Source organism: Aquamicrobium terrae, assembly GCF_052978165.1.
The window spans coordinates 422588-446799 of sequence record NZ_JBRKLZ010000001.1 but is presented as its reverse complement, the minus strand read 5'-3'; the positions used below and the strand labels follow the sequence as shown (position 1 = coordinate 446799).

The 24212-nt window shown below is 65.6% G+C and carries 23 protein-coding genes; 11 read left to right on the top strand and 12 right to left on the bottom strand.

Translation table 11 applies throughout. The features are described 5' to 3' along the window. Window positions 1-161 precede the first annotated feature (161 nt). The gene (locus ACVCNR_RS02370) at window positions 162-6650 is read right to left on the bottom strand and encodes an apolipoprotein A-IV repeat region-like domain-containing protein (RefSeq protein WP_447073700.1); all 6489 of its coding nucleotides are present in this window, start codon (window positions 6648-6650) and stop codon (window positions 162-164) included. A gap of 298 nt (window positions 6651-6948) precedes the next feature. Here ACVCNR_RS02370 and ACVCNR_RS02365 point away from each other — a divergent pair, with 298 nt between their 5' ends. Both ACVCNR_RS02365 and ACVCNR_RS02360 read left to right on the top strand, forming a co-directional pair. Further along, the gene (locus ACVCNR_RS02365) at window positions 6949-7314 is read left to right on the top strand and encodes an Hpt domain-containing protein (RefSeq protein WP_354192281.1); all 366 of its coding nucleotides are present in this window, start codon (window positions 6949-6951) and stop codon (window positions 7312-7314) included. Window positions 7315-7416: 102 nt separating this feature from the next. Beyond that, on the top strand, window positions 7417-7737 hold the full coding sequence (locus ACVCNR_RS02360; protein ID WP_354192282.1) for a 2Fe-2S iron-sulfur cluster-binding protein: 321 nt from the start codon (window positions 7417-7419) through the stop codon (window positions 7735-7737). Between the two features lie 55 nt (window positions 7738-7792). Here ACVCNR_RS02360 and ACVCNR_RS02355 read toward each other — a convergent pair whose 3' ends face one another. Next, window positions 7793-9277: an MDR family MFS transporter gene (locus tag ACVCNR_RS02355; protein ID WP_447073698.1), complete on the bottom strand. Its 1485-nt coding sequence runs from the start codon at window positions 9275-9277 to the stop codon at window positions 7793-7795. Window positions 9278-9322: 45 nt separating this feature from the next. After that, a complete protein-coding gene (locus ACVCNR_RS02350; protein ID WP_354192284.1) occupies window positions 9323-9937 on the bottom strand; it encodes a DUF922 domain-containing Zn-dependent protease in 615 nt (204 codons plus the stop codon). 84 nt (window positions 9938-10021) lie between these two features. Here ACVCNR_RS02350 and folP point away from each other — a divergent pair, with 84 nt between their 5' ends. From folP to folK, 3 genes are read left to right on the top strand one after another with little or no spacing between them, the layout of a single operon-like run. Then, window positions 10022-10879 (top strand): dihydropteroate synthase, encoded by an 858-nt coding sequence (folP, locus tag ACVCNR_RS02345; RefSeq protein WP_447073697.1) that lies wholly within the window; start codon window positions 10022-10024, stop codon window positions 10877-10879. Window positions 10880-10881: 2 nt separating this feature from the next. Then, entirely contained in the window at window positions 10882-11241 is a 360-nt protein-coding gene (folB, locus tag ACVCNR_RS02340) for a dihydroneopterin aldolase (RefSeq protein WP_354192286.1), read from the top strand. Window positions 11242-11290: 49 nt separating this feature from the next. Continuing rightward, window positions 11291-11737: a 2-amino-4-hydroxy-6-hydroxymethyldihydropteridine diphosphokinase gene (gene folK, locus ACVCNR_RS02335; protein ID WP_447073695.1), complete on the top strand. Its 447-nt coding sequence runs from the start codon at window positions 11291-11293 to the stop codon at window positions 11735-11737. Window positions 11738-11755: 18 nt separating this feature from the next. On the opposite strand, the gene ACVCNR_RS02330 is transcribed toward folK, so the two are convergent. Genes ACVCNR_RS02330 through ACVCNR_RS02320 form a run of 3 tightly spaced genes read right to left on the bottom strand, consistent with a single transcriptional unit; the run spans window position 11756 to window position 13299 of the window. Then, window positions 11756-12304, bottom strand: coding sequence for a DUF924 family protein (locus ACVCNR_RS02330; protein WP_354192288.1), 549 nt, complete (start codon window positions 12302-12304; stop codon window positions 11756-11758). A 57-nt stretch (window positions 12305-12361) separates the two neighbouring features. Then, window positions 12362-13066 (bottom strand): TIGR02281 family clan AA aspartic protease, encoded by a 705-nt coding sequence (locus ACVCNR_RS02325; RefSeq protein ID WP_354192289.1) that lies wholly within the window; start codon window positions 13064-13066, stop codon window positions 12362-12364. After that, window positions 13063-13299 (bottom strand): DUF1289 domain-containing protein, encoded by a 237-nt coding sequence (locus tag ACVCNR_RS02320; protein WP_354192290.1) that lies wholly within the window; start codon window positions 13297-13299, stop codon window positions 13063-13065. The genes ACVCNR_RS02325 and ACVCNR_RS02320 overlap by 4 nt, the downstream gene beginning before the upstream one ends. Window positions 13300-13513: 214 nt before the next feature. Here ACVCNR_RS02320 and ACVCNR_RS02315 point away from each other — a divergent pair, with 214 nt between their 5' ends. Next, window positions 13514-14512, top strand: coding sequence for a nicotinate-nucleotide--dimethylbenzimidazole phosphoribosyltransferase (locus ACVCNR_RS02315; protein WP_354192291.1), 999 nt, complete (start codon window positions 13514-13516; stop codon window positions 14510-14512). Window positions 14513-14529: 17 nt separating this feature from the next. Here ACVCNR_RS02315 and ACVCNR_RS02310 read toward each other — a convergent pair whose 3' ends face one another. Next, window positions 14530-16050 carry a sensor histidine kinase gene (locus ACVCNR_RS02310; RefSeq protein ID WP_354192292.1) on the bottom strand — a complete coding sequence of 507 codons (1521 nt, stop codon included), beginning with the start codon at window positions 16048-16050 and terminating at the stop codon, window positions 14530-14532. Window positions 16051-16125: 75 nt separating this feature from the next. On the opposite strand from ACVCNR_RS02310, the gene ACVCNR_RS02305 reads away from it, so the two are divergent. The 4 genes from ACVCNR_RS02305 to ACVCNR_RS02290 all read left to right on the top strand — a co-directional run bounded on the left by ACVCNR_RS02305 (window position 16126) and on the right by ACVCNR_RS02290 (window position 18645). Then, complete coding sequence (locus ACVCNR_RS02305) at window positions 16126-16743, top strand: thermonuclease family protein (protein ID WP_447073692.1); 618 nt, start codon at window positions 16126-16128, stop codon at window positions 16741-16743. Between the two features lie 44 nt (window positions 16744-16787). Then, entirely contained in the window at window positions 16788-17399 is a 612-nt protein-coding gene (locus ACVCNR_RS02300; protein WP_447073691.1) for a glutathione S-transferase, read from the top strand. A 2-nt stretch (window positions 17400-17401) separates the two neighbouring features. Beyond that, window positions 17402-18046, top strand: coding sequence for a uracil-DNA glycosylase family protein (locus tag ACVCNR_RS02295; RefSeq protein ID WP_447073690.1), 645 nt, complete (start codon window positions 17402-17404; stop codon window positions 18044-18046). 107 nt (window positions 18047-18153) lie between these two features. Further along, window positions 18154-18645 (top strand): Lrp/AsnC family transcriptional regulator, encoded by a 492-nt coding sequence (locus ACVCNR_RS02290; RefSeq protein WP_354192298.1) that lies wholly within the window; start codon window positions 18154-18156, stop codon window positions 18643-18645. 123 nt (window positions 18646-18768) lie between these two features. Here the strand turns inward: ACVCNR_RS02290 and ACVCNR_RS02285 are convergent, their stop codons facing one another. The 4 genes from ACVCNR_RS02285 to ACVCNR_RS02270 all read right to left on the bottom strand — a co-directional run bounded on the left by ACVCNR_RS02285 (window position 18769) and on the right by ACVCNR_RS02270 (window position 22681). Next, window positions 18769-19323, bottom strand: coding sequence for a hypothetical protein (locus ACVCNR_RS02285; protein ID WP_447073689.1), 555 nt, complete (start codon window positions 19321-19323; stop codon window positions 18769-18771). 128 nt (window positions 19324-19451) lie between these two features. After that, window positions 19452-20558: a YcjF family protein gene (locus tag ACVCNR_RS02280; protein ID WP_447073687.1), complete on the bottom strand. Its 1107-nt coding sequence runs from the start codon at window positions 20556-20558 to the stop codon at window positions 19452-19454. Next, window positions 20555-22030, bottom strand: coding sequence for a YcjX family GTP-binding protein (locus ACVCNR_RS02275; protein WP_447073685.1), 1476 nt, complete (start codon window positions 22028-22030; stop codon window positions 20555-20557). The genes ACVCNR_RS02280 and ACVCNR_RS02275 overlap by 4 nt, the downstream gene beginning before the upstream one ends. A gap of 147 nt (window positions 22031-22177) precedes the next feature. Then, window positions 22178-22681, bottom strand: coding sequence for a SixA phosphatase family protein (locus ACVCNR_RS02270; protein WP_354192305.1), 504 nt, complete (start codon window positions 22679-22681; stop codon window positions 22178-22180). Window positions 22682-22855: 174 nt separating this feature from the next. Here ACVCNR_RS02270 and dksA point away from each other — a divergent pair, with 174 nt between their 5' ends. Further along, window positions 22856-23272, top strand: coding sequence for an RNA polymerase-binding protein DksA (gene dksA / locus ACVCNR_RS02265; protein WP_354192454.1), 417 nt, complete (start codon window positions 22856-22858; stop codon window positions 23270-23272). Between the two features lie 85 nt (window positions 23273-23357). Here the strand turns inward: dksA and ACVCNR_RS02260 are convergent, their stop codons facing one another. Continuing rightward, a complete protein-coding gene (locus ACVCNR_RS02260) occupies window positions 23358-24041 on the bottom strand; it encodes a hypothetical protein (protein WP_354192306.1) in 684 nt (227 codons plus the stop codon). Window positions 24042-24212 lie beyond the last annotated feature (171 nt).

Here is a 24212-nt window from a genome sequence, read left to right as displayed (position 1 = left end):
AGGGGGTGATTCTGGCTTCGGCCGTTTCATCCGAAAACCGCTCCTGCTGCTGATCTGCGAAGGTGATTCGAGGCGCGTATCCGGGAGGGCCTGCTGTTTGACGGGAGCAAAAGAAAAGGGCGGGAAATCCCCGCCCTTTCCGTTTTCCCTGATCCGTTGTCTTACCGCAGGCGGCCGCTGGCGTGGGCCAGCATGGTGTAGACCTTGCCGGTATCGGAGGTGAGATAGGTCTGGGTCATGATGTTGTCGCGGTCGGTGCGGGCAACATCCTTCAGCAGCTTCTCGAAGTCCTCGCAATAACGGTCGACGGCGGCGCGGAACTCGGCCTCCGCCTGATACTTGCGGCGGATGTCGTCGAAGGTCTGCTGGCCCTTGAGCGTGTAGAGCCGGCGCGTGAACACGTCGCGTTCGCCACGGCGGTAACGGTTCCACAACTCGATCGACGCTTCATGGTCGATGGCCCGGGCGATGTCGACCGACAGCGAGTTGAGCGATTCCACCACGTGCAGCGGTGAACGCTCGGCCGGCTTTGCCGCGCGCGCCGTATCGGCCGGCTTGGCTCCGTCATCCCGCGAAGCGCCGCTCAGCAGGTCGCGAACCCAGCCGCCCTGTTGCTGCGGGCGGGTTTCGCCTTCGCGCAGGGCCGTTTCCGAACGCTGGTCGGTGTCCAGCGCGCCACGCAGGGCGGTGCCGCCGAGCGGATTGGCCGGGGCTGCCGGCTGTGCGGGCGAAGCGGCCCGGCGCGGCGGTTCGGCCGGTTGCGGGGCAGGGGCCGGTGCGGGGCGCAGGTTGCCGGACTGCGGAGTGTCCACGCTGCGGCCGGACTTGGCCACGATGGCGGACAGTTCCTTGAGCGCGTTGATCTGCTCGGAAACGGCGCGGCGGATCGCCGTCGTCGATTCCTTGGCCTCGGCCGGCATCTCCACCACGCCGCGCTTCAGCTCGGCGCGGGTGAGGTCCAGCTCGCTCTTGATGGAGGAGGCCGTCTGCCGCATCTCCTCGGTGGCGTCGGCGAAGCGCTTGGTCGCGGCCTCCACCACGTCGCCGATGGACGAGCGGATCTTGTCGGCCGATTCCAGCGTGCGGCTTTCGGCGGTCTGCAAGGTGCGTCCCACCAGCGCCTCGAAGGACTTCATGACCTTTTCCAGGTCCTCCGACTTCTTCACCAGACCGACGGCGAGGTCGTCCAGCGAGGTCTGGCGCTCCAGCGTATGCTCCAGATTGCTCTGGGCCGAGCTGAGCAGTTCGGACGCGCTGGACAGCAGGCGGCTGTGCTCGTCGAACTTGGTGGCGATGGAGGCCACCTCACGCAGCGTGGTGGACGACAGTTCGGTCAGGCGCGAGGTGTTGGAGTCGACCAGGCGCGCCGAGCTTGCGAAGGTCTGCGCGGCCTTTTCGGTGGTCGCGGCGAAGCTCTGCGTGCTGCCGGCCAGCTTTTCGTCGATCTCGCCGAGATTGGCAGCGGCCTGCTCGATGAGCTGGCCAAGCCCCTGGCTCGACGCGCCGAGGCGGCCGATGAGGTCGTTGATGTTCTCCGCGAGGGTCGCCCGCGCGTTCTCCACCGCAGACAGCGTTTCCGCCGTGCGGTTGGCGAGCGCGTTGGACAGTCTTGCATTTTCCTGGCGCAGCTTCTCCGTCGCCCGCTCGGTCGCTTCCTCCATGCTCTTCTGCAGTTCGGAGCCGCCATCGGCGAAACGCTCGACCAGCGGACGCGCCGTTTCGTCGAGGATGCGGGTGATCTCGGCCGAACGCGTGGCCAGCATCTCGTTGAGCTCACGCGTGTTGGTGCCGATGGTCTTCGCCGCCTCGTTGGTGCTCTGGCCGATATGCTGGCCGACGGCGCTGAAGGTTTCGGCGATGGTGTTGGCGCGCGCCACCAGTTGGTTCTCTGCCTGGGCGACCTGCTCGTCGAGCTTTTCGCCCATCGCTTCGGCGGAGCGGGCGAGGCGGTTCTCGACGCTCTCCACCTTTTTGCCGATGCGGCTGGCGACCGTCTCGGCACCTGCGGCAAGACGCTCGTCGGCGCCGGCAAGGGCCGCTTCAATCGAACGGGCCTGATCGGCAAGCGCCTTGCCCGTTTCGCTGGCATGCGCGGCCACCTGCCGCTCCGTCTCGGCGAAGGCGCCGACGATGCTGTCGGCGTGCTGGCCGATGGTCGAAGCCGTCTCGGCGATGCGCGACACCATGCGGTTGTCGGCCTCGTCGAACACGCGGGCGATCTCGCCGGCGCGGCTGCTGAGGGTTTCCGAGCCTTCCGTGATGCGCTGCGTCAGCTTCTGGTCGGCCGCGTCGAAGATGCGGCCCATCTCGGACGCACGGTTGGTGAGGGCTTCCGAACCTTCGGCGATGCGGGCCACCAGCTTCTCGTCGGCGGCGTCGAAGATGCGGCCCATCTCGGCGGCGCGGCCGGTGAGGGCTTCGGAACCTTCGGCGATGCGGGCGATCAGCTTCTCGTCGGCGGCATCGAAGATGCGGCCAAGGTCGGCGGCGCGGGCGGCCAGCGCCTCGGCGGAGTCGCCGATGCGGGTGCTGAGGCGGGCGTCGGCATCCTCGAAATTGCGCAGGATGTCGCCGGCGCGGGCGGCCAGCGATTGCGCCGTCTCGATGGCGCGCTGGGCAAGGCGCTGGTCGGCAACCTCGAAGCTCTCGACGATGGAGCCGGCCCGGGCGGCCAGGCTGTCGGCGGTTTCTTCGGCGCGGGCGATCAGCATGGAAGACGTGTCTTCCGCACGCGTGGCCAGACGGCCCTCGGCCTCCTCGAAGGCGCGGGAGATGTCCTGCGCCCGGGCGAGCAGGGCGGCGGACGTCTGTTCCGCGCGCTCGGCGATCTGGCGATCGGCATCGGAGAAGGCCATGCCGGCCTGCTCGTTGAGCGCCGCCGTGACCTCCAGCACCTTTTCGCGCAGGGCGCTGGCAACCGACACGGCGCTCTTTTCCAGCACGCCGCGGATATTGTCGACGCCGAGCGACAGGGCCCGCTCCATGGTTCCCGTGCGTTCCTCGATCACGCCGGTCTGGCGCTGGAAGGCATCCTCGATGCGGCTGATGTCGCCGGTGATCGAGTCGGAAATGCGGGTGCTGGTCGAGGCGATGCGATCGATGTGGTCACTGACGGCCGCATCGATCTCGCGGCGGGCATCCGCCAGCTTGTCGACTTGGCCGGCCAGCGCGTCCTCGATCAGGCCGCGGCTCTGGAAGATCTTCTCCAGATCGGCCTCAAGGGTGCGCTGCAGGATGTTGCGGCCTTCGGCCAGCTTCTCGACCTGCGTGGCAACCAGCCCGTCGATGCCGGCGCGGCTTTCGGCCAGCTTGGCGAGGTCTTCTTCCAGCACGCGCGACAGGGCGCTGCGGTCGATGGCCAGCCGGCCGGCATGCTGCTCGATGAGGGTGTTGACGCGTGCCAGTTCGGCATCCAGCGCCTGCGAAAGCTTGGCGCGTTCCTCGGCCATCTTGTCGGCCTGGTCGGCGATGGCCTGCTGAATGGTGCCGAGGTCGCCTTCAAGCGCGCGCTTGAGGAGATCGCGACCCTCGGCCAGCTTCTCGACCTGTCCGGTGACGAGGCCATCGATGCTCGAGCGGCTGTCCGCCAGCTTGGCAAGGTCTGCCTCCAGCGCGCGCTTGAGGATATCGCGGCCCTCGGCCAGCTTCTCGACCTGGGCGGCGACGAGGCCGTCGATGCTCGACCGGCTTTCGGCCAGCTTGGCAAGGTCTTCTTCCAAAGCCTTGGCCAGTGCCGCGCGCTCCTGCACCAGCCGATCGGCATGGGCGCCGACAAGGCTGTTGACGTTGCGCAAGTCGTCCTCGAGCGAGGTCGAGAAGCGCTCGCGCTCGCCGACGAGCTGCTGCGACTGCTCGGCAATCACGTTGCGGATGGTGTCCAGATCGCGTTCGAGTGCGGCCTTGAGGATATCGCGGCCTTCGGCCAGCTTCTCCACCTGCCCGGCGACGAGGCCGTCGATGCCGGCGCGGCTCTCGGCCAGCTTGGCAAGGTCGTCTTCCAGCGTCTGCGACAGCAGGTTGCGATCTCCGGCCAGCTTTTCCGAATGATCGGCGATCATGCGGTTGATGTTGGTGAGGTCGGTTTCGAGGGCGCGCTTGAGGATATCGCGGCCTTCGGCCAGCTTCTCGACCTGGCTGGCGACCAGACCGTCGATGCCGGCGCGGCTTTCTTCCAGCTTGGCGATGTCGGCTTCCAGGGCCTGGGACAACAGGCTGCGGTCGCCGGCCAGCTTCTGGGAATGATCGGCGATCAACTGGTTGATATTGGAGAGGTCGGCCTCCAGCGCGGCCTTGAGGATATCGCGGCCCTCGGCCAGCTTTTCGATCTGCCCGGCGACGAGGCCGTCGATGCCGGCACGGCTCTCCTCCAGCCTGGCGATGTCGGCTTCGAGCGCCTGCGAGAGCTGGCCACGGTCGCCGGCCAGCTTTTGCGAATGATCGGCGACCATGCGGTTGATGTTGGCGAGATCGGCTTCCATGGCGCGGCGCAGGATGTCGCGGCCCTCGGCCAGCTTCTCGACCTGTCCGGCGACGAGGCCGTCGATGCTCGAGCGGCTTTCGGCCAGCTTGGTCAGGTCGGCTTCCAGCGCGCGCGACAGGATGGTGCGGCCCTCGGCCAGCTTGCCGACATGTCCGGCAACCATTTCATCAATGTTTGCACGCGCTTGCACGAGTTTCTGCGAGTCTTCGTGCAGAGAATCGGCCAGCCGCCTGCGGCCTACCTCCAGCGTTTCGAGGTGAGTGCCCAGCGAGGCGTCGATGGCGGCGCGGGATTCGTTGACCTTGCGCAGGTCTTCTTCGAGCGCCTTCGAGATGAGATTGCGGCCTTCGGCCAGCTTCTCGATCTGGTTCGACACCATGGTGTCGATCTCGGCGCGCCCTTCGGCGAACTTCGCAAGGTCGTCGTGCAGGGCGGCGGCCATGCGTTCACGGCTCTCGGCCATCTCGATGCTGTGCTGGCGCACCGCTTCGTCGATGCCGGCGCGGGCATCGGCCAGTTTCTCGATGTCCGCGTCGAAGGCGGAGGAGACGGTGTCGCGGGCCGCCTCGAGGCGGCCGGCGAAGTCGCTGGCGCGGGCTTCCAGCATGGTCGAGGTCGAGGAGATCAGCTCGGCCATGTCGGTGCCGATCTGGCTGCGGCCCTGATCGATGAGCGAAGACAGCGAATCCTTGCCGGAGGTGAAGGCCTCGGCGATATCGCGGGTGCGCTCGGCCAGCGTCTCGTTGATCTGGCGGGCACGGGCCTCCAGCGCGGCATTGAGCTTCTGCGTTCCGGTGTCCAGCGCCTCGGCGCGGGTCTCGAACTCGCTGATGAGCGCCTGGCCGCGCTCGGCCAGCGTGCGCTCGATGCCGGAAAGGCTCGCCTCGAATTCGGAGGTGAGGGTGCGTGCGGCGCCGCCCAGCAGGGAGACCATGCCGGAGGTGCGGTCATCCAGCAGTTCGGTCAGCGAACGGGTCAGGCCGTCGGCGCTGTCGGTCAGCTTGGCGATGCGGGTGTCGAGCAGGGAGGCAAAGGCCTCGCCCGAAGTCGACAGGCGGTCGGTGATGGAATCCAGGCGGCTCTCGACCGAGTCGAAGATCGTCATGGAGCTTTCGTTGATGCGATCGATCAGGCTGTCGCCCGAAGACGTGATCGTCATCGTAAGCTGGGTCGAGGCGCCCATGATGCTTTCGCGAATGGCGTCGCCCGCAGAATTGATCTCCTCGCGCAGCGTTTCATGCGCCCCGGCGATGGAGGCCCGAACGCGCTCGGCATGGCCGATGACGGCCTCGCGCTCGCTGCCCAGACCGTCGACGAGCGAGCGGATGCGCGCCTCGTTCTCGGAATAGGAGCGTTCGATCTGGTTGACCTCGCTGTGGACGAGCGTTTCCAGCTCGACAGCGCGCGCCAGCGTGCGCTCGATGCCTTCGCCCATGGCGGCGACCTCGCGGCGCACCGCCTGGCCAAGCATCATGACGCGATCCTGGGCGAGGCTTTCGGGCTCGGCGAGGCGGAAGGCCATTTCGGTCATCGACTGTGCCGCGAGGCGCATGTCCTGCGCGCGGCGCACCATGGCGGCGAAGGCCCAGAACAGGACGATCGGCAGCACAGTCGCAACCAGGAAACCGATGAGCTGCGGGCGGGCCAGGAACTGCTCGAAGGAGCGGACCTGCCAGACGTCGGGGCCGAACACCAGATTGGCGAGCGCGGCCGCGCCGGCCACCCAGGCCAGCGACAGGAACGCCACGACCCAATAAATGGTGTTGGGCGCGCGGCGGTTCAGATTGTGGAGGAGGGACTTGTAGTCCTTCTGGCGATCGTCGTTGGCCGGGGCGAAGGCGGCCGGCTGCGTAGCCGGCGTTTCCACGGGGCGAAGATCGGCGGGTTGGGGCTGCGGCTCGGGTTCGGGCTCGGGGGCAGGCGGGGGCGCCGCGGCAACGACAGCGGCCGGCTGGGCTTCCTGTTCCTGCTTCTCCTGCGAGGTGCGGCTGGCCCGTGCCAGTTCGTCGGCCGCCTCCGCGATCTGCGCCTCCAGGTCTTCCATGGAGGCCGCGATATCGAGATCCTCAATATCCGCAGTGTCCAGATCAAGCTCCAGATCGAGGGCTTTTTCGAGTTCCTGGGCCACGTCCTTGTCGAGGGACTTCGCCGTCGTGGTTTTCTTCGCCATGCCTTCGCTACCCTGTACTAACTGCGTGGAGCGTCTTGTTTTGGTTTTTCACGCCCTGCGGAGAGGCCAAATATGGAGCCTCGTATCGTAATGACACAGGGGGGTAAATAAAACATGCATTCGTGCCGATGCGTAAAACTTTAAATATAAGGTTAACGGCCATGTGAGGCCGAAACCGCGGAAACGGTCGTTTTTCCGGTAGGCGGGGGCATCGGTTCTTAACCTGCTGTCCATCGGTTCCTGTCACATTGCGCGCCACCGCGGCCATGCCGGTCGACGCAGATCGGGAGTTGGGAGCTTGAATAAAGGCGGCCATGTGGCCAGTTCGGGACAGCCCGACGAAAGCTGTGGGAAAGTCCCTTCCGGCCCCATCGATCTTGCCCATCTGGAGCGCCAGACTATGGGCGACAGGGACCTGCAACGCGAGGTGCTGGACCTGTTTGCCGGGCACCTGAGGATGGTGTGGTCCCGAATCGGTGATGCCTCGGCCGAAGACCGGGCCGCATTGGCGCACGGGCTCAAGGGCGCCGCGCGCGGCATCGGCGCCTTCGCCCTTGCCGATTGTGCCGATGCGATCGAACGCGAACCGGGATCGGCGCACAATCTGGCGCGGCTCGGCGAGCTCATGGAAGAAGTCCTGGCTTTCGTCTCGCGGCCCGGCTAGGCGAATTTGTCTCCTGGCGCCATGGAATGGCGGTCTTGCGCCGCAGTTGACTTGGGCGAAGGAGTGATTATCTCCGCGGTGTCTTCCCCCTCAGGTGACTAAATGACCAAGCTGACATTCATAGCCCATGACGGCACCCGCTTTGACGTCGAAGCCGAAAACGGCTCCACCGTCATGGAAAACGCCATCCGCAATTCCGTTCCGGGCATCGAGGCCGAATGCGGCGGCGCCTGCGCTTGCGCCACCTGCCACGTCTATGTCGACGAGGAATGGACGGACATCGTCGGCGAGCCCGAGGCCATGGAAGAAGACATGCTCGATTTCGCCTATGACGTGCGTCCGAACTCGCGGCTGTCGTGCCAGATCAGGATCAGGGACGAACTCGACGGTCTCGTCGTGTCGGTTCCCGAGCGGCAAGGGTAACGGGTTTTTCTGCCGGACGGGGATCGCCCAGCGTCGCACCAATGCGGCCGACAGCTCATTCGGGCATGATCGGCGCCTGCGAGGCGTCATAGCCGCGCAGCGGCTTCTGCGGCATGAAGGCGAAGACCAGCAGCCCTGCCGCCAGCATGGCCGCCGTGGCCAGGAAGATCACCGAAAACGAACCGCGAGGGCCGGCGAGTTCGGCCGCCATCGCGCCTTCGCCGGCCAGCGGCAGATCGTTGCCGAGGGCGATTGCGCCCAGCGCCGCCACGCCGATGGCGCCGCCCAGGGAACGCAGGAAGGTCAACAGGCCCGTTGCGACGCCGAGATGCTGCCTGTCGACCGCGTTCTGCACCGCGATGGTGGAGACCGGGAAGATGGTCCCGATGCCGGCGCCCACGATTGCCGTGGCGATCTCCACTTCCAGCAGCCCGGCGTGGTCAGCCAGATAAGCCAGGATGCCCAGGCTCAGAATGGCACAGGCGATGCCGATATGGGCGATGCGCTTGTAATTGACCAGGCGCGGCACCAGGCGGCCGCTCATGCCGGCGCCGACGACTGTGCCAAGCAGCAGGCCCAGCATGGCGAGGCCGGTGTCGCCCGGTGACATGCCCAGCGTCGCCTGCATGTAGACCGGCAGATAGACGGCAAGGCCGATGCTGCCAGCCTGCAGCAGGAACATGGAGAAGGTTCCCGTCAGCACCACACGGTTGCCGAGCACGGCCAGCGAGACCAGCGGTTCGTTCGCCATCCGCAGCCGGAGGCCGAACAAGAACCAGATCCCGGCCGATCCCGCCAGCAGGCCGATGATCTGCGGATCGCTCCACGCATAGCGGTTTCCGCCCCAGTTGACGGCAAGCAGCAGCAGGGAAGTGGCGATGATGAGCAGAAGCGCGCCCCAGCCGTCGATGCTGTGCGTCGTGCCGGCTATGGCCAGCTTCTTCAACGGTTTGCTGGTTACGGCGATGGCGAGGATGCCGAGCGGCAGGTTGATCCAAAAGATCAGCGACCAGTGCAGATGCTCGGCGAAGCCGCCGCCCAGCAACGGTCCGGCGATGCTGGCCACCGCCCATGTGCCCGAAATCCAGGCGGCATAGCGCGCCCGCTCCAACGGCGGCACCAGGTCGCCGATCACGGTCTGGGTCAGCGCGAACAGGCCGCCGCCGCCCAGCCCCTGCACGGCACGCCCGGCAATCAGCACGAACATGTTCGGCGCCAGCCCGCATATGACGGAGCCGGCGAGGAAAATCAGGATCGCCGCGAAGATGACGGAGCGGCGGCCGTAGATATCGGAAAGCTTGCCGTAGAGCGGGGCCACGGCGGTCGCCGTCAGAAGATAGGCCGTCACGATCCACGACAGATATTCGGCATGGCCGAGCGAGGCCGCTATGGTGGGCAGAGCGGGAGCAACGATGGTCTGGTCGAGCGCGGCCAGAAGCATGGACAGGAGAACGCCGGCGATGATGACGTTCTTTTCGCGCTCGCTCAGCGAGAAGCTGGGCACGGCCCCTTTCGTTTGGCCACCGATCGGCTGGTCCATTGTTATTATTCTCCGATTTTTTGGTGCGGTGGTTCCTGGTGAACCCTAGCTCTGCCGGCCAGCTTTATCCATGCGCTCGATGCGGTAGCGCAGAAGGCGGAGCAGCCGGCTTTCGAAATTGATGGTTTCGACGCGGTCGAATTCGAGTTGCGCCTTGTCGTGGCGGTCAAGAATCCGGGTCGAGATTTCCTTAGCCCTGGCAGCGGCGGCTTCGCAAGACTTGAAACGCCCTGCCTTCCTCAGCGACTGCTCCATCTCGCGGGCATGCGCCTTGGCGATCTCGACATGGCGGTCCTCGTGCCGCTTGATGTCGGCAAAGAGCGTGTCCCAGAAGATGCGTACATCCCCATCCGCCCGGCTGCGCTGCCGCCATCTGGGCAGGACGACGCGGGCTTTCACCGTGGTGTCGGCCGAGACGATGCGGCAGTGCCGGCCATCATTGGCGTAGCCGATCTTGGTGGTGAAATTCATGCGCGTCGCGCCGGGATGACGAAGTCCGGTCGATTTCACATGCGGCCCGCGTTTCGACAGTTCACTTTCGATCTGGTCGTAGGTGGTGCCGCCGACGCCGAAATAGCTGTAGCTTTTGGCAACCGTCTCGGCTGCCGCCGGAGCCGCCATAGCGGCAAGGATCATCAGGGGAAGGAAAATTTTCTTCATAATGTTGTCTCTGGCCGCACCTTGCGTTACGGCGGCATTTGGCGCAACGGAAATCGGCTATTCGCCACAGACTGAGCGGCAAGCATGATGAGACGATGGCATCTGGCGCATGGACGCCATATCGATCTCGGCGCTCGTGCCGTGGTCATGGGCATATTGAACGTGACCCCGAACAGTTTTTCGGATGGCGGCCGCTACAACTCGTTGGACGACGCCGTGGCACAGGCGCGCCTGATGGTCGGGCAGGGCGCATCGATCATCGATGTGGGCGGCGAATCGACCGGACCCTCGGCCGCGCCGATCAGCGCGCGCGAGGAACAGGAGCGTGCCTTGCCGGTGATCGAGGCGTTGGCCTCGCTCCACGGCACGCTGATCTCCATCGACACCTATCGGGAAGAGACGGCACGGCTGGCCGTGGCGGCGGGCGCCCATATCGTCAATGACGTCTGGGGCCTGCAGCGCGAGCCGGGCATCGCGCGGGTCGCCGCCGAAACCGGGGCCGGGCTGGTCATCATGCACACCGGGCGCGGGCGCGAGAAGCTTGCCGACCCGATCGAGGATCAGTTCCTGTTCCTGCGCCGGTCGCTGGAAATCGCCCATGAGGCCGGCATTGCCGACGAGCGCATCGTGCTCGACCCCGGATTCGGGTTCGCCAAGGAGACGCCGGAAGACAATCTCGACCTGATGGCGCGCTTCGAGGAACTGCATGCACTGGGTTTTCCGCTGATGGCGGGCACCTCGCGCAAGCGCTTCATCGGCGTGGTCACCGGCCGCGAGGCGCCGCATCGCGATGCCGGGACGGCAGCCACCAGCGTCATCCTTCGCCTCAAGGGCGCGCAGCTTTTTCGCGTCCACGATGTCGCAATCAACATGGATGCCCTGGCCGTCGCCGATGCTATGCTGACGCGTCAAGCTCATCTCTCCGCCCGGTCTGGACAATAGACATGTATGTCATCCGCATGAAGAATTGCGCCTTCTTCGCAAGGCATGGCCTCCTGGACGAGGAGGAAAGGCTCGGCCAGCGCTTCTATGTCGATGCGGTGCTGCATGTCGAGCCGAGCAAGCCGCTCGAAGCCGATTCCATGGACGCCACGGTCGACTATGGCGTGGCCTTCCAGGTGATCGAGGAGATCATCACCGGCCGCCGGCGCTTCCTGATCGAGGCGCTGGCGCATGAGGTCGCCAAGGCGCTCGCGGCGCGTTTCCCGCAAATCCAGCGCGCCGAAATCACCGTCCGCAAGCCGAACGCGCCGGTGCGCGGCGTGCTCGATCATGTCGAGGTGACCGTTGCCTGGCCCCAATAGCCGCGTCTTCCTCAGCCTCGGCGGCAATCTCGGCGATCCGGAAAAATCGATGAGAACGGCGCTCAGGCTGCTGGACGCGCATCAGCAGGTGGAGGTGAGGGCCGTCTCCTCGCTCTACCGCACGCCGCCGTGGGGAAAGCTGGACCAGCCGGATTTCCTGAACGCCGCCGCCGAGCTTTCCACCACCTTGCAGCCGCATGAATTGCTGGAACTGTGCCTGGAAACAGAGCGCAAGCTGAAGCGGGTGCGTGAGGAGCGCTGGGGTCCGCGCCTCATCGACATCGACATATTGGTGTTCGGCGACCGTATCATCCAGGAAACAGGGCTGGAGGTGCCGCATCCGCGCATGCTGGAGCGCGCCTTCGTGCTGGCGCCGCTCGCCGAGATCGCACCTGACCTCGACGTCGGCGGCCGGCGCATCGACGGGCGGCTGGCGGCTGTCGACACTGCCGGCATTGAGCGGCTTGCCTCCGGCCGGGAGTGGTGGCGGGCCTGAGCGGACCGGCCTTCCGGCTCAGCCGGCGAAACCGCCGCCGTCGAGAAAAGCTTGCTCCTCGGGCGTCGTCTCGCGGCCCAGCGGGCCATTCCTGTGCGGAAAGCGGCCGAAACGCTCGATGATGTCGCGATGGTCCACGGCATATTCGAGATAGCTCGCGGCGTTGGCCTTGTGGAGTTCCACCGACAGCTTCTGGTCGGCGAGATTTTCCGAATGCTCGAACGGCAGGTAGAAGAAGACGCGAATCTGCTCGTCCACCGCCAGGTCATGCCCGGCCGCCACGGCCTTTGCCGCGAAATGGCGGGCCAGCGGATCGGTCGCGAACATGTGGCCGGTGCCGCGGAAGCAGTTGCGGGGAAGCTGGTCGAGCAGGATCATCAGGGCGAGCGCGCCTTCCGGCTCCTCGATCCAGTGGTCGAGTTCGCGGCGCGCGGCGGCATAGTGCAACTCGAGGAAGCGCGCCCTGAAATTGGCGTCGAAGGCAACGTCCTTGCGGAACCATGCCTCGGGGCCGGATTTACGCCAGAAATCGGTCACCATATGCGGGTCGGCAGTCGAAATATCCATGTCGGCTCCTGTCTTTGATCGAACATCGGATATGGAAAGCGGATCCGATGCTCCCGTTCAATCGCGAAGGATCATGCGGTCGCCGCGCACGTCGAAGCCGGACAGCGAGCCGATGAAGTTCATGCCGAGCAGGCTTTGCCGCAGGGCGCCGGGCGCGGCGATCAGTATCGGCATGTCGCGCCGCACGATGTTGCCGACGGCGATCTCGTCCGCGCGCACGGCCGAGGCATTGGTGATGCCGTTGGCGGTGGAGACCGGAACGGTGTAGCGCAGCGATACGACGTCGAAGCCCGCCGCGCGCGCATCCTCGGCGCTGAGCACGGTGGTCGTGGCGCCGGTATCGACCACGGCGTGCACGGGTCTGCCGTTGATCTCCAGCCGGGCCTCGAAATGGCCGCTGCGGCCCTTGTCCAGCGTCACGGTGGGGCGGCCGTCCTCTACGCCTAGCATCAACGGGCTGCCGGGGATCAGCCCGGCGGTGACACGATTGCCGAAGTCCTGCAATTCATAGCGGTACTGGTAGCCGGCAATCAGGGCCAGCACGATCAGGACCCACAGGCCGAAGCTGCGGGCCATATCGCCGAAGCGGTGGCCGGAGCGCAGAATCCCGGCGCCGATCACCGCGGCGAGCACGCCAAGCCATATGAGATTGGCGAAATCCTCGTTGATGAAGCCGAGCGTGCTTCCCGAATCGTGGTTCAGCATCAAAAGCACCACGGCCACGCCGATGACGACGAGGATGATCCACAGGCCGCGGCTCATCGGGAGGCCTCCGCCCGTTCGCGCGCCATGCGGGTACGACGGGTTTCGCGGCGCGGCTTGCGTTCCACGGTTTCGAGCCGGGCGGGCAGCAGGGCCATGATGTCGCGTCGCTCTTGCGGGGTCATCGAGAGCCAGCCGGAAATCTCGTCGCGCGTGCGCCCGCAGCCGAAGCAGTAGCCGGTTTTCATGTCGATGGAGCAGACGAGAATACAGGGCGACTCAATTGCCGTCATGGTTGTTCCCTTGGGCACCGGACCGAAAATGGGAATCGGTTCTCGAAAAATATCCGATGTCCGGACAAAGAGCAGGCTTCCATTCCACATGGTGCACCCGGCCGGGCGATGCAAGCCTTTCCGCCGCCGTCACCTTTTGCCGTTTTTGGCGATCGCGGTTGTCAGTCGGGCATGACGGGGCTATGCGGACGGCAGTTTTGCAAGGAGCCGCGCCATGGTCAGCGCATTGCCGTTTGAAGATTTCCGAACCCTTTTGGACAAGCTGCCTGGGCCTGACGGCCAGGCCGGGGCGAGTGTCCGCGAGGTGTTCGCCAAGGCGGCGCTGGCACAGGGGCCGCTTGGCCGGATGGAGGATATCGCCGTCTGGTTCGCCGGCTGGACCGGCCGCGCGCGCCCGCAAGTGACGCGTCCGCTGGTCGCCATCTTTGCCGGCACCCACGGCGTCGCGGCGCAGGGCATCTCCCCGCGTCCGGTTTCGGCAACGGCCGAAGCGGTGGAATTGTGTGCGGCGGGCGGCGCTGCGATCAACCAGGTGTGCCTGACCTATGACCTCGGCCTCAAGGTGTTCGATCTCGCGCTCGATCTGCCGACGGGCGACATCACCCGCGAGCCGGCGCTGAACGAGCGTGGCTGCGCCGCCACCATGGCCTTCGGCATGGAGGCGATCGCCGGCGGTTCCGACCTGCTTTGCCTCGGCGAGTTGGGCGTGGGCAATTCCACCGTGGCCGCCGCGCTGCTGGCGGCGTTGTTCGGAGGCGAGGGCAGGGACTGGGTCGGTCCCGGCAGCGGCTCCGATGAGACGGGTGTGGCGCGCAAGGCCGCCATCGTGGATCAGGCGCTGGCCCTGCACGGGCCGCATCTCGACGATCCGCTGGAAGCGCTGGCGCGCGTCGGCGGACGGGAGTTCGCGGCCATCGCCGGGGCTATCCTTGCCGCCCGCATCGAGCGTGTGCCCGTCCTCATCGACGGCTTTGCCGCCACGGCGGCGGCCGCCGTCCTGCACAAGGCGAATCCCGGCGCGCTCGACCATTGCCTGCTGGCCAGCCTGTCGACCGAACCCGGCCATCGGCGGGCCGCCGAGTTCATCGGCCTGCAGCCGCTGCTCGATCTCGGCATCGGCCATGGAGAGGGCGTGGGCGCGGCGCTGGTTGCCGGTCTGGTGAAGGCCGCGGTGCAGATGACGTCGGGCATGGCGGTGGCGCAGCGCGGCTGAGCAGGAGCGCTGCGGGCCTACCAGCCGGCGTTGGCGGCGACCTTGGTCGGCAGCGCCGGCAGCTCTTCCATGACACGCGACGGCGGGAAGATGACGATGGCCTCGGTGCCTTCGCGCAGCCGCGAATGCAACTCGAATTCTCCACCGTGCATGGCGACGAGGCCCTGCACGATCGGCAGGCCGAGGCCGGTTCCCTGTTCGGCGCTCTTGATGGCGATGGCGCCCTGGCCGAACACAGACAGCACGACCGGGATTTCGTCCTGCGGGATGCCCGGGCCGTTGTCCTTCACCGAAATGTACTGCCCGCCACCGGCCGTCCAGCCGACGCGCACGCGCACTTCGCCGCCGGTCGGCGTGAACTTGATGGCGTTCGACAGGAGATTGAGCAGGATCTGGCGGATGGCGCGCTCGTCCGCAAACAGGCGCGGCAGCGTCGGCTCGAACTCCTGGACGATGCGGATATCCTTGTTGCGTGCCCGCAGTTCCATCATGTGGCAACTGTCTTCGGCCAGCAGGGCAAGGATCACCGGCTCTTCCTGAAGCTGGTAGCGGCCGGCCTCGATGCGCGACAGGTCGAGAATCTCGTTGATGAGGTTGAGCAGGTGCTGGCCCGAATCGTGGATATCGCCGGCATAGTCGCGATAGGTCTTGTTGCCGACGGGACCCAGCACCTCGTTGGCCATGACCTCCGAGAACCCCAGAATGGCGTTGAGCGGCGTGCGCAGTTCATGGCTCATCGAGGCCAGGAAGCGCGACTTGGCGAGATTGGCCTCCTCGGCGCGGTGGCGGGCCTCGTCCGACATGGCCTTCGCGGTTTCCAGCTCGGCAATCAGCGCATCCTTTTCCGAGCGGAAGGAAAGCAGCATGACCGACGAGCGGTTCAGATGCCGCGCGACGTAGGACAGGAAGGGCAGGGCAACGACCAGCAGGCCCAGCATCATCATCTCGACGGGCGCCAGCGGCCATGTGGCGCCGTAGGCATAGGCCGCGACGGGCAGGGCGAAGGTTGCGATCAGGGCGCCGCTGAGCGACGCGGTCATGATTGCCGTGGCGGCCATGGCCAGCAGGAGCGTCACCGCCTTGACGATATGGAACTGCTCGACCGCACAGGATGCGCATCCCAGCACGGCGAAATGCGCCCAGCCGAGGCCGGCAAGCAGGTGCGCGAGCAGGAAGTTGCGCTTTTCGGCCCTGGGCTTGACGAGGGCGGCGTCGGTCTTGTCGATCCTCTGTGCCGCCAGGATCAGCGCCGTGTTGAAGAGCAGCGCCAGCCCGCCCCACACCAGTATCTGGCTGCCGACGCCGGCTGCCACGCCGGCGAGCATGACGACCAGGATCAATACCGGGATGAACAGCGCGCCGCCCATCATGGCGCGGGCGTGCAGTTTCAGCATCTCGCGGTCGAAATCGGGATTGCCGGCCTGTTGCGCCAGACGGTCGCGGGTCTTGCGCACAGCGCGCGCTACATCGCTGTTGCGATGCGGTCGGCGGCGGTCCACAATATTCTTGTCCGCTGTGGTTGAGCGTTGCAACGGCATCAATGGGTTCAATCTATGCGGCCAGCATGTTCAGCCGACACGCTACGATCGAATGCTTAAGACTTTGTTTTCCATATGAGCAGATCGCGTCGGCGTAACGGAGATCGGCGCTGGAGCCAGCGTCGGCGCAGCCCGGCACGGCGGTGGCTCGACTATGGGCTCACCATCGCCCTTTTCGCGTTGCTGGCGCTCCTCGTGGCGCGGCTGGACGCGGTCAACACCCGAACCGAGCAGGGCATGGCCAGGATCGTCGATGGCGATTCCATCGAGCTTGGCGGGCAGCGCGTGCGGCTGCGTGGCATCGACGCGCCGGAATATAGGCAGAACTGCACGCGCGAAGGCACGGAGTTTGCCTGCGGCCGGGAATCGCGGAATGCGCTCTTGCGGCTGACGCAGAACAAAACGGTGGTCTGCAGCGGCTGGCGCAACGATCAGTACGGCCGGCTTCTGGGGGACTGCACGGCGGATGGCATCGACCTCAACCGGACCCAGGTGGAGGCCGGCTGGGCTGTCGCCTATGGCGATTTCGAACGGGAGGAGGCGGCCGCACGGGCTGCCGGACGCGGCGTCTGGGCCGGCGAGTTCGAGCGGCCCCGGCATTGGCGTGACCGGCAGGGCGGCCAGCCCGAGCCGGAGCATGATGTTCTGGCCGGCATCGGTGACTGGCTGCGGCAATTGTTTCGTTTCTGGTGAGGGCAGCCCTATATTGCGGGCATGCCGATGACAGGGAGAAGTCGATGAAGCTGTTCGATGGCGGGCGGGCGCCCAATCCGCGCCGGGTGCGCGTATTTCTCGCGGAAAAAGGCATGAAGGTGCCACTCGTTCCGGTAGACATGGGCGCGATGGGCCATCGCGCCGACGAGATACGCGTGCGCAATCCCTTGCAGCGCCTGCCGGTTCTGGAACTGGACGACGGCACCATCTTGACCGAATCCGTCGCCATCTGCCGCTATTTCGAGGAGCTTCAGCCTCAGCCGCCACTGTTTGGACAGGGTGCGCTCGGCAAGGCGCAGGTTGAGATGTGGCAGCGGCGCATGGAACTGGAACTGATGATGCGGGTGGCGCATGCCTTCCGCCACATCCACCCCGCCATGAAGGAGTGGGAGGTGCCGCAGGTGCCGGAATGGGGCGAAGCGAATAAGCCGAAGGTGGTCGACTTCCTCCGGTTCCTCGACGGTGAACTGGCGGGCCGGGAATTCATTGCCGGCGATGCCTATTCGATCGCCGATATCACCGGCCTGATCGCCGTCGATTTCATGAAGCCCGCCCGCATACAGGTACCGGACGAGTGCGCGAATGTGCGGCGCTGGCATGAGGCTGTCTCGGCCCGGCCGAGCGCCGCTGCCTGACCATGGACATAAGCGAGCGGCCACCAGTCGTCGGCGATGATCTCGCCCGGCTGACGGCGCGGGTGCGGGCTTGCCGCATCTGCGTGGAACGGCCGCTCGGCAAGCCGCTTCCGCATGAGCCGAACCCGGTGCTGGTGCCGTCTTCCACGGCGCGCATCCTCATTGCCAGCCAGGCGCCCGGCACAAAGGTGCATCTGAGCGGCGTGCCGTTCACCGATGCTTCCGGCGACCGGTTGCGCTCCTGGCTGGGTGTCACCAGTTGCGAGTTCTACGATCCCGCAAAATTCGCCATCGTGCCGATGGGCTTCTGCTTCCCCGGCCAGGACGCCAAGGGTGGTGACCTGCCGCCGCGCCGCGAATGCGCGCCGGCATGGCGTGCGCCGCTGATGGAACTGATGCCGCAGCTCGACCTTATCCTCACCATCGGCATCTATGCGCAGAACTGGCACATGGGCCCGTTGCGCAAGCCTTCGCTGACCGACACGGTGAAGGACTGGCGGGCGATCTGGCAGGCGGAAGGCAGGGTCAAGGTTCTGCCCTTGCCGCACCCTTCCTGGCGCAATACCGGCTGGCTTAAGCGCAATCCCTGGTTCGAAATGGAATTGCTGCCATTCCTCAAGACGGAAATCCGGCAACGGATTGGCTGAGGTTTTGAGAATTTATCACTCGTCTTCCGCCGATATATCGGAATTTCTTTCTTGTTTAACGGCGTGTTCTGGCGGAAAATTGGGCATCTTTTCTACAAGGAGCGCTCATGGACCGCCTCGACCGAAAAATTCTGCGCCTCTTGCAGGAGGATGCCACGCTTGCCGTGGCCGATGTCGCCAAGAAGGTCGGCCTGTCGACCACGCCGTGCTGGCGGCGTATCCAGAAACTGGAGGAGGAAGGGGTCATCAAGCGCCGCGTGGCGCTGCTCGATCCCGTGCGGGTGAATGTGCGGGTCAACGTCTTCGTCTCGATCCGCACCAATTCGCACAGCCATGAATGGCTGCGCCGCTTTTCCGAGGTGATCCAGGAGTTTCCGGAAGTCGTCGAATTCTACCGCATGAGCGGTGATGTCGACTATCTGCTGCGGGTGGTGGTGCCTGATATCGCGGCCTATGACGCGTTCTACAAGCGCCTGATCGCCAAGATCGAAATCCGCGACGTGTCGTCGGCTTTTGCGATGGAGCAGATCAAGAACACCACCGAGCTGCCGCTCGATTACATGGTTCTCGACAAGGAATCGGGCGCCAACGCCGCTTGAAGCATGTCGCCCGAAAGTGGGAACCGGTTTCGGGATAACGATATGCGTAAAAACAGCAGCTTAAAGCGCAAGGAGCGAATCTGGAAGATCGCGACGTGCTTTAAGCGGTCCTTGGCAGGCTCGTCAGTTCTTGGCGAGCTTGCCGACAGGTGCACCATCGACGCGCTTGAGGTTCATGCCGATCACCGGCACCACCTGCTTGTCCACCTTGACCGAAACGGTGACGACCATCGACTGGTCGTCCGGGATACGGGCCTGCATCACGCCGTTGAGCTGGTTGCGGTTGATGGCGAACACGACCTTGCGGGTGTCGACCACATTGCCGGCCACGATATCGAGGCCGTTGCCGGACGAGCCGCCCATGAACGAGCCCTTGTAGCCGCCACGGCCCTTGTGCTCGACCGTCGCCGTCATCTGCTGGGTGAAGACGCCGACGCGGCATGAGCCGTCGAGCGTCATGCCGACCTTCAGTTCAGGCGTCGATCCGGTGAAGGTGCAGGTGAACTTGGTGCCCTTGTACTTGCCGGCGACGATCTCGCCCGGGCCGACCCATTTGCCTTCGACCGACTGGAAGAACTGCTTGTCGCGCTCGCCTGCCGAAGCGGTTGCCGGGAGCATTGCGGTTGCCGACACGGCCAGGGCCAGCGGCAGCACGGAAGACACGATCACGCTTTTCATCGAGGATACCCGGCAACGAAATACTGAGAGGAACCTTGCTCGAACCATGAACAAGAATGGTTAACGGTTTCTCACCATATGCCGGACAATTCGAATTTTCGCCAGCTTCCGTGGCGTCACAAAGTGTGTCAGCGCTGCGCGTCTTCTTGCGGTTTCCCGCGGTTTTCCTTGCCGGCGAAGGAGGTCAGGGCCGACAGGAAATCACTCATGCCGGGCCGCTTGAGCGCCTGGAAAGGCAGGGGTCGGGTGGTGTCCATGGCGGCCAACCCAATGCGGGCGGTCAGCATGCCGTTGACCACGCCTTCGCCCAGCTTGGCCGACAGCCTCGCGGCGAGGCCGTGGCCCAGTATCTGCTGGACGAAGCCGTCGCCCAGTGCGATGGAGCCGGTGATGGCCAGATGGGCGAGCACGCCGCGCGCCAGCCGGAAGAAGCCCAGCGTGCCGGGGCGGCCGCCATACAGTTCGGAAAGCCGCCGGATCAGCCGCGCCGCCTCGAAGGCGACATAGGCGATGTCGACCACGGCGCGCGGGCTCACCGCCGTGACCAGCGAGACGCGCTTGGCGGCGTCGAGGATCATGACTTTGGCACGGGCATCGAGCGGGGCGAGGATCTCGGCTTCGGCCAGCCGCACGAGGTCGGCGCCGTCGATGACCTCGCTGCGCAGCGCATCCAGCGCACGACGGCCCGCGGCGGTTTCCGGCTTGGAGGCCACGAAGGCGGACAGTTCATCCACCACGGCGCGCGCGGCCTTGGGGTCGTTGCGGGCGATGGCGTCCAGCGCGCGGCGCTGCATCTTCTCGACCTCGGCCAGGCGGGCGATGGCCCAGAACTCGCGGGCGAGCACGATGACGAGGGCGATCGCGCCGATCGCGGCCACGCCCGCCGCCAGCCAGCCCAGCCATGGGGTGCGCTCGAAAAGGGTGCGGATCAGGCCATCGACCCACAGGCCGACCGCCAGCGACACCAATATGCCCAGCGCGCTGAGCAGGATGCGCGCGGCCAGCGAGCGCTTGCGCGGCGCTGTGGCAGGCGGCGGCTCGGCCACGGCGAGATCCGGCTCGTCGAAAACATCATGCTCGGCAGCCACGGCCACGGCGAGTTCGACTGGCGCGGCACGCGGCTTGCGCGGAGCGGTCATTGTCGGTGCCTGCCGGACCTTCGCCGTCTCTTCGGCGCTCTCCGCCGGCTCCGGCGCAATGGGAAATGCGGAGGGTTTGCGGGGCGTGCTGCTCATGCCAGCCTGTCTCCGATCAGGAACTGCAAGGCGCGGTCGAGCCGGATGTGCGGCAGGGACAGGGTAACGCCCTCGGCCGTGCGTTCCAGCTTCGGGGGACGGAAGCGGACGAAGCGGATCGCCGGATCGGCATCGTCCTGCCTGTGGCCGTTCGACGTTTCAAAGACGGAATCAACTTTTTCCGGCAAGTCACCGGGAAATATGGCTGTTTCCGTCTTTCCGTCGAAGGCCTGGCCACCGATGGTTTCTCCGGCCAGCGGCGTGCCGAGAATGACGGGCAGGGTTTCGCGCCCCTGCTTGACGGTGCCTTCGCGGGTGGCGCGAACGGCGGCCATGGCGACCACGTCAACGTCGGCGCCGGTGAAATTGGCGCGTGCGATGGCCCTGTCCGCCAGCCGCCGCACGATGGCCTGCAAACGGTCGTGGCTTTCATGATGGAGATGGTCGGCCTTTGTGGCCGCGATGAGGATGCGGTCGATGCGCCTCGATACGAGGTCGGTCAGGAAATTGCCGCGGCCGGGGCGGAAGCAGGCGAGGATTTCCGTGACGGCGCGCTCCAGGTCGGCCATCGCGCCGGGGCCGGCGTTGAGCGCTTGCAGCGCATCGATCAGCACGATCTGGCGGTCGAGCCGGGTGATGTGCTCGCGGAAGAACGGCTTCACGACATGGGTCTTGTAGGCTTCGTAGCGGCGCTCCATCATGGCGCGCAGCGATCCGGGCCGTGCGCGGCGTTCTTCGCCGGGCGGCAGGGGCGCGAAGGTCAGCGCTGGCGAGCCTTCGAGGTCGCCCGGCATCAGGAAGCGGCCCGGCGGCAGGGTGGACAGGGCGCGGTCATCGAGCTTGCAGGCCTTGAGATAAGCCGCGAAACCGTCGGCCAGCCGCCGCGCGGTGACCTCGTCGGCGTCAGCATCCGCATCGATGGCAGCGGAAAGCGTCCGCCAGTCCTTCGAAAGGTCCGTACGTACCGGAAGCTCTGCCATTTCAAAGGTTTCACGAGAGAAGTCAGCGTAAGACTTTCCAAGCAGCGGCAGGTCGAGCAGCCATTCCCCGGGATAGTCGACGATGTCCAGCGACAGCCTGCCGGCGGAGAACATGCGGCCCCAGCCGGAAGCGGATTCATACTCGATGGTGAGCCGCAGCTCGGAGATCGCGCGGGTGGAATCCGGCCACAGGCGCTGTTCGACCAGCGTGGCGATATGATCCTCGTACTGGAAGCGGGGCACCGCGTCGTCCGGCTGCTCCTCCAGATAGGCCCGTGCGATGCGGCCGGATTTCTGCGCCTCGAACAGGGGCAGGCGGCCGCCATGGAGCAGATTGTGCACAAGGGCCGAGATGAAGACGGTCTTGCCGGCGCGCGAGAGGCCGGTGACGCCAAGGCGCGAGGTGGGCGAAAACAGCCCGGCGGCGCGGCCTGAAAGCGTGTCGAGCGCAATGCGCGCCTCGTCGGTGAATGTGGTCAGCGAGCTTGCCAATCCGGTTCCCGAACCTTGTCCAACTGCTTGAGATTACGCGTTTCCCGACGGATCGCGATGAAGGGCCGCATTCGATATCCTGCCCGATATAGGGCGCCGTTGCCGGCTTTGTAATAGGGGCCGGCCTAGCAATAGGGCAAGGCCCGGTCAGATGGTGACGGGCGTCAGGAAGGCTTCCAGATAGCCCTTGCCGGGTGCTGCCTGCGCCAGACTGCCTTCGAAGCGCAACACGGCCAGTCCCGAGGTCGGGAAACCGTAGTTCAGCATGTCGAGCGCGCCGGCCTCGCCATTGCCGGATATGGCGACGGTCAGATCCTCCATCATCGGGTTGTGGCCGATAACCAGCACCGAGCCCACATGACCGTGCGTTCTGACGGCATCGAGATAGAAGGCGGCGTCTTCCGTGTAGAGCGTGTCGAGGAAGACCACGCGGCCGGTGTCCACGCCGTTGGCTATTCCGGCCAGCGTTTCCCTGGCGCGGCGGGCGTTGGAGCACAGCGTCAGGTCGGGTTCATAGCCACAGTTGCGCATGATCGCGCCTGTGGCTGCCGCTTCCTCCATGCCGGTTGGATCGAGCGGACGGTCGAAATCACGCATTCCCGGCTGTGCCCAACCGGCTTTGGCGTGTCTCAGGAGATAGAGTCTGGCCACCAGCCCTCCCGTTTGTCCCTTATTCACAGGATTACCGATTGACGGAACCAAGCGCAACGCCGGGGAGAAGAGGGCGATCTTATACGATCGTGTGATGAGGGCAGACAAAGGCTTGTGCGGCCCTGCATGCGCGAATATATAGGCGCCAATTCTTGGGGCTGTCGGGTGAGTCGAATGAATCAAAACCTTGCTGCCGATTACGTACCCTCCGAAGACGAGCCGTTCATGAACGAACGGCAGAAGTCTTACTTCCGCAACAAGCTTATCGCCTGGAAGAACGATATCCTGCGCGAAGCGCGCGAGACGCTTGAAATCCTACAGCAGGAAAATGCCAACCTTCCCGATCTCGCGGATCGCGCCTCCTCGGAGACCGACCGTGCCATCGAGCTCAGGGCGCGCGACCGTCAGCGCAAGCTGATCTCGAAGATCGACTCGGCATTGCAGCGGATCGACGAGGGCACCTACGGCTATTGTGAAGAAACGGGCGAGCCGATTTCGTTGAAACGGCTCGATGCGCGGCCGATCGCGACCTTGTCCATCGAGGCGCAGGAACGCCACGAGCGTCGCGAAAAGGTCTATCGCGACGATTGAGCAACTTGTTCTCAGGCAAACAATGAAAAAGGCCGCCGGAAGGCGGCCTTTTTCATTGCGGTCATGGCATTGGGGGAGGCCGGGGCTAGCGCTTGCCGGTCGACAGTTCGCCGAGCAGCCTCGACATCTCGTCGTCCAGCGACGGCCCGGGCCTGGCGGGAGCCGGATCGTCAAGCGACAGGGCCAGTTCGCTGGCCAGCGAATCGTCGAGCGCGTCGTCGACCGACTGGACCGGCTGGCGCGGCTGTACGGGGATGTTCGCCCGTGGCGAAGGGTCCGCAACCGGCGGCGGGGCCGGCTCGACATGCCTTGCCGCGGGAGGTTGCGGCGCGATGGGAGCCGGGCGCGCGGGCGCTGAAACCGGTGCCTGCGGCGGCGCGGCGCGAGGCGGGGCAGGCGGCACCGGTGCTCTTGACGGCTGGTGGGGTACGGGCGCCGGTTCGCTGAGCGGCGCGGCGGCGCGCCTGGAAGCCGCCAGGCGGATGTCGCGCTCCACCACCACATCGGTCGGCCCGCCGATGAGAATCAGGTGTTCGACATCGTCCCGACGGACGAGGACAAGACGGCGATGGCTGTCGACGGCCGTGGCGTCCATGACTGCAAGCCGCGTCTTGCGGTTGCGTCCGCCGGCGACGAAGGTGCCGAAATTCATGCTGCGGATCGTCTTGACGATGAGCAGCACCACCGCGAACAGCACCAGCGCAGCCAGAACCCAGAAAATGGCAGTGCCATATCCGGCTCCTCCGGCACTATCGAGAAACTCAAACATCGGCACCCCCGAGAGCACGATCATGGAAACTGGCAGGACAGTAGAACGCTGCAACGCGGAACTGCAAGTTGCCGTTCCCGGCTTTCGGGCGGACTGCACCGCGATCTGCCCTTCCTGACCGCCAAACTGGCGTCATTTTCCGCTTACAGTTGCCCCTCGGGCCTTTTCCGG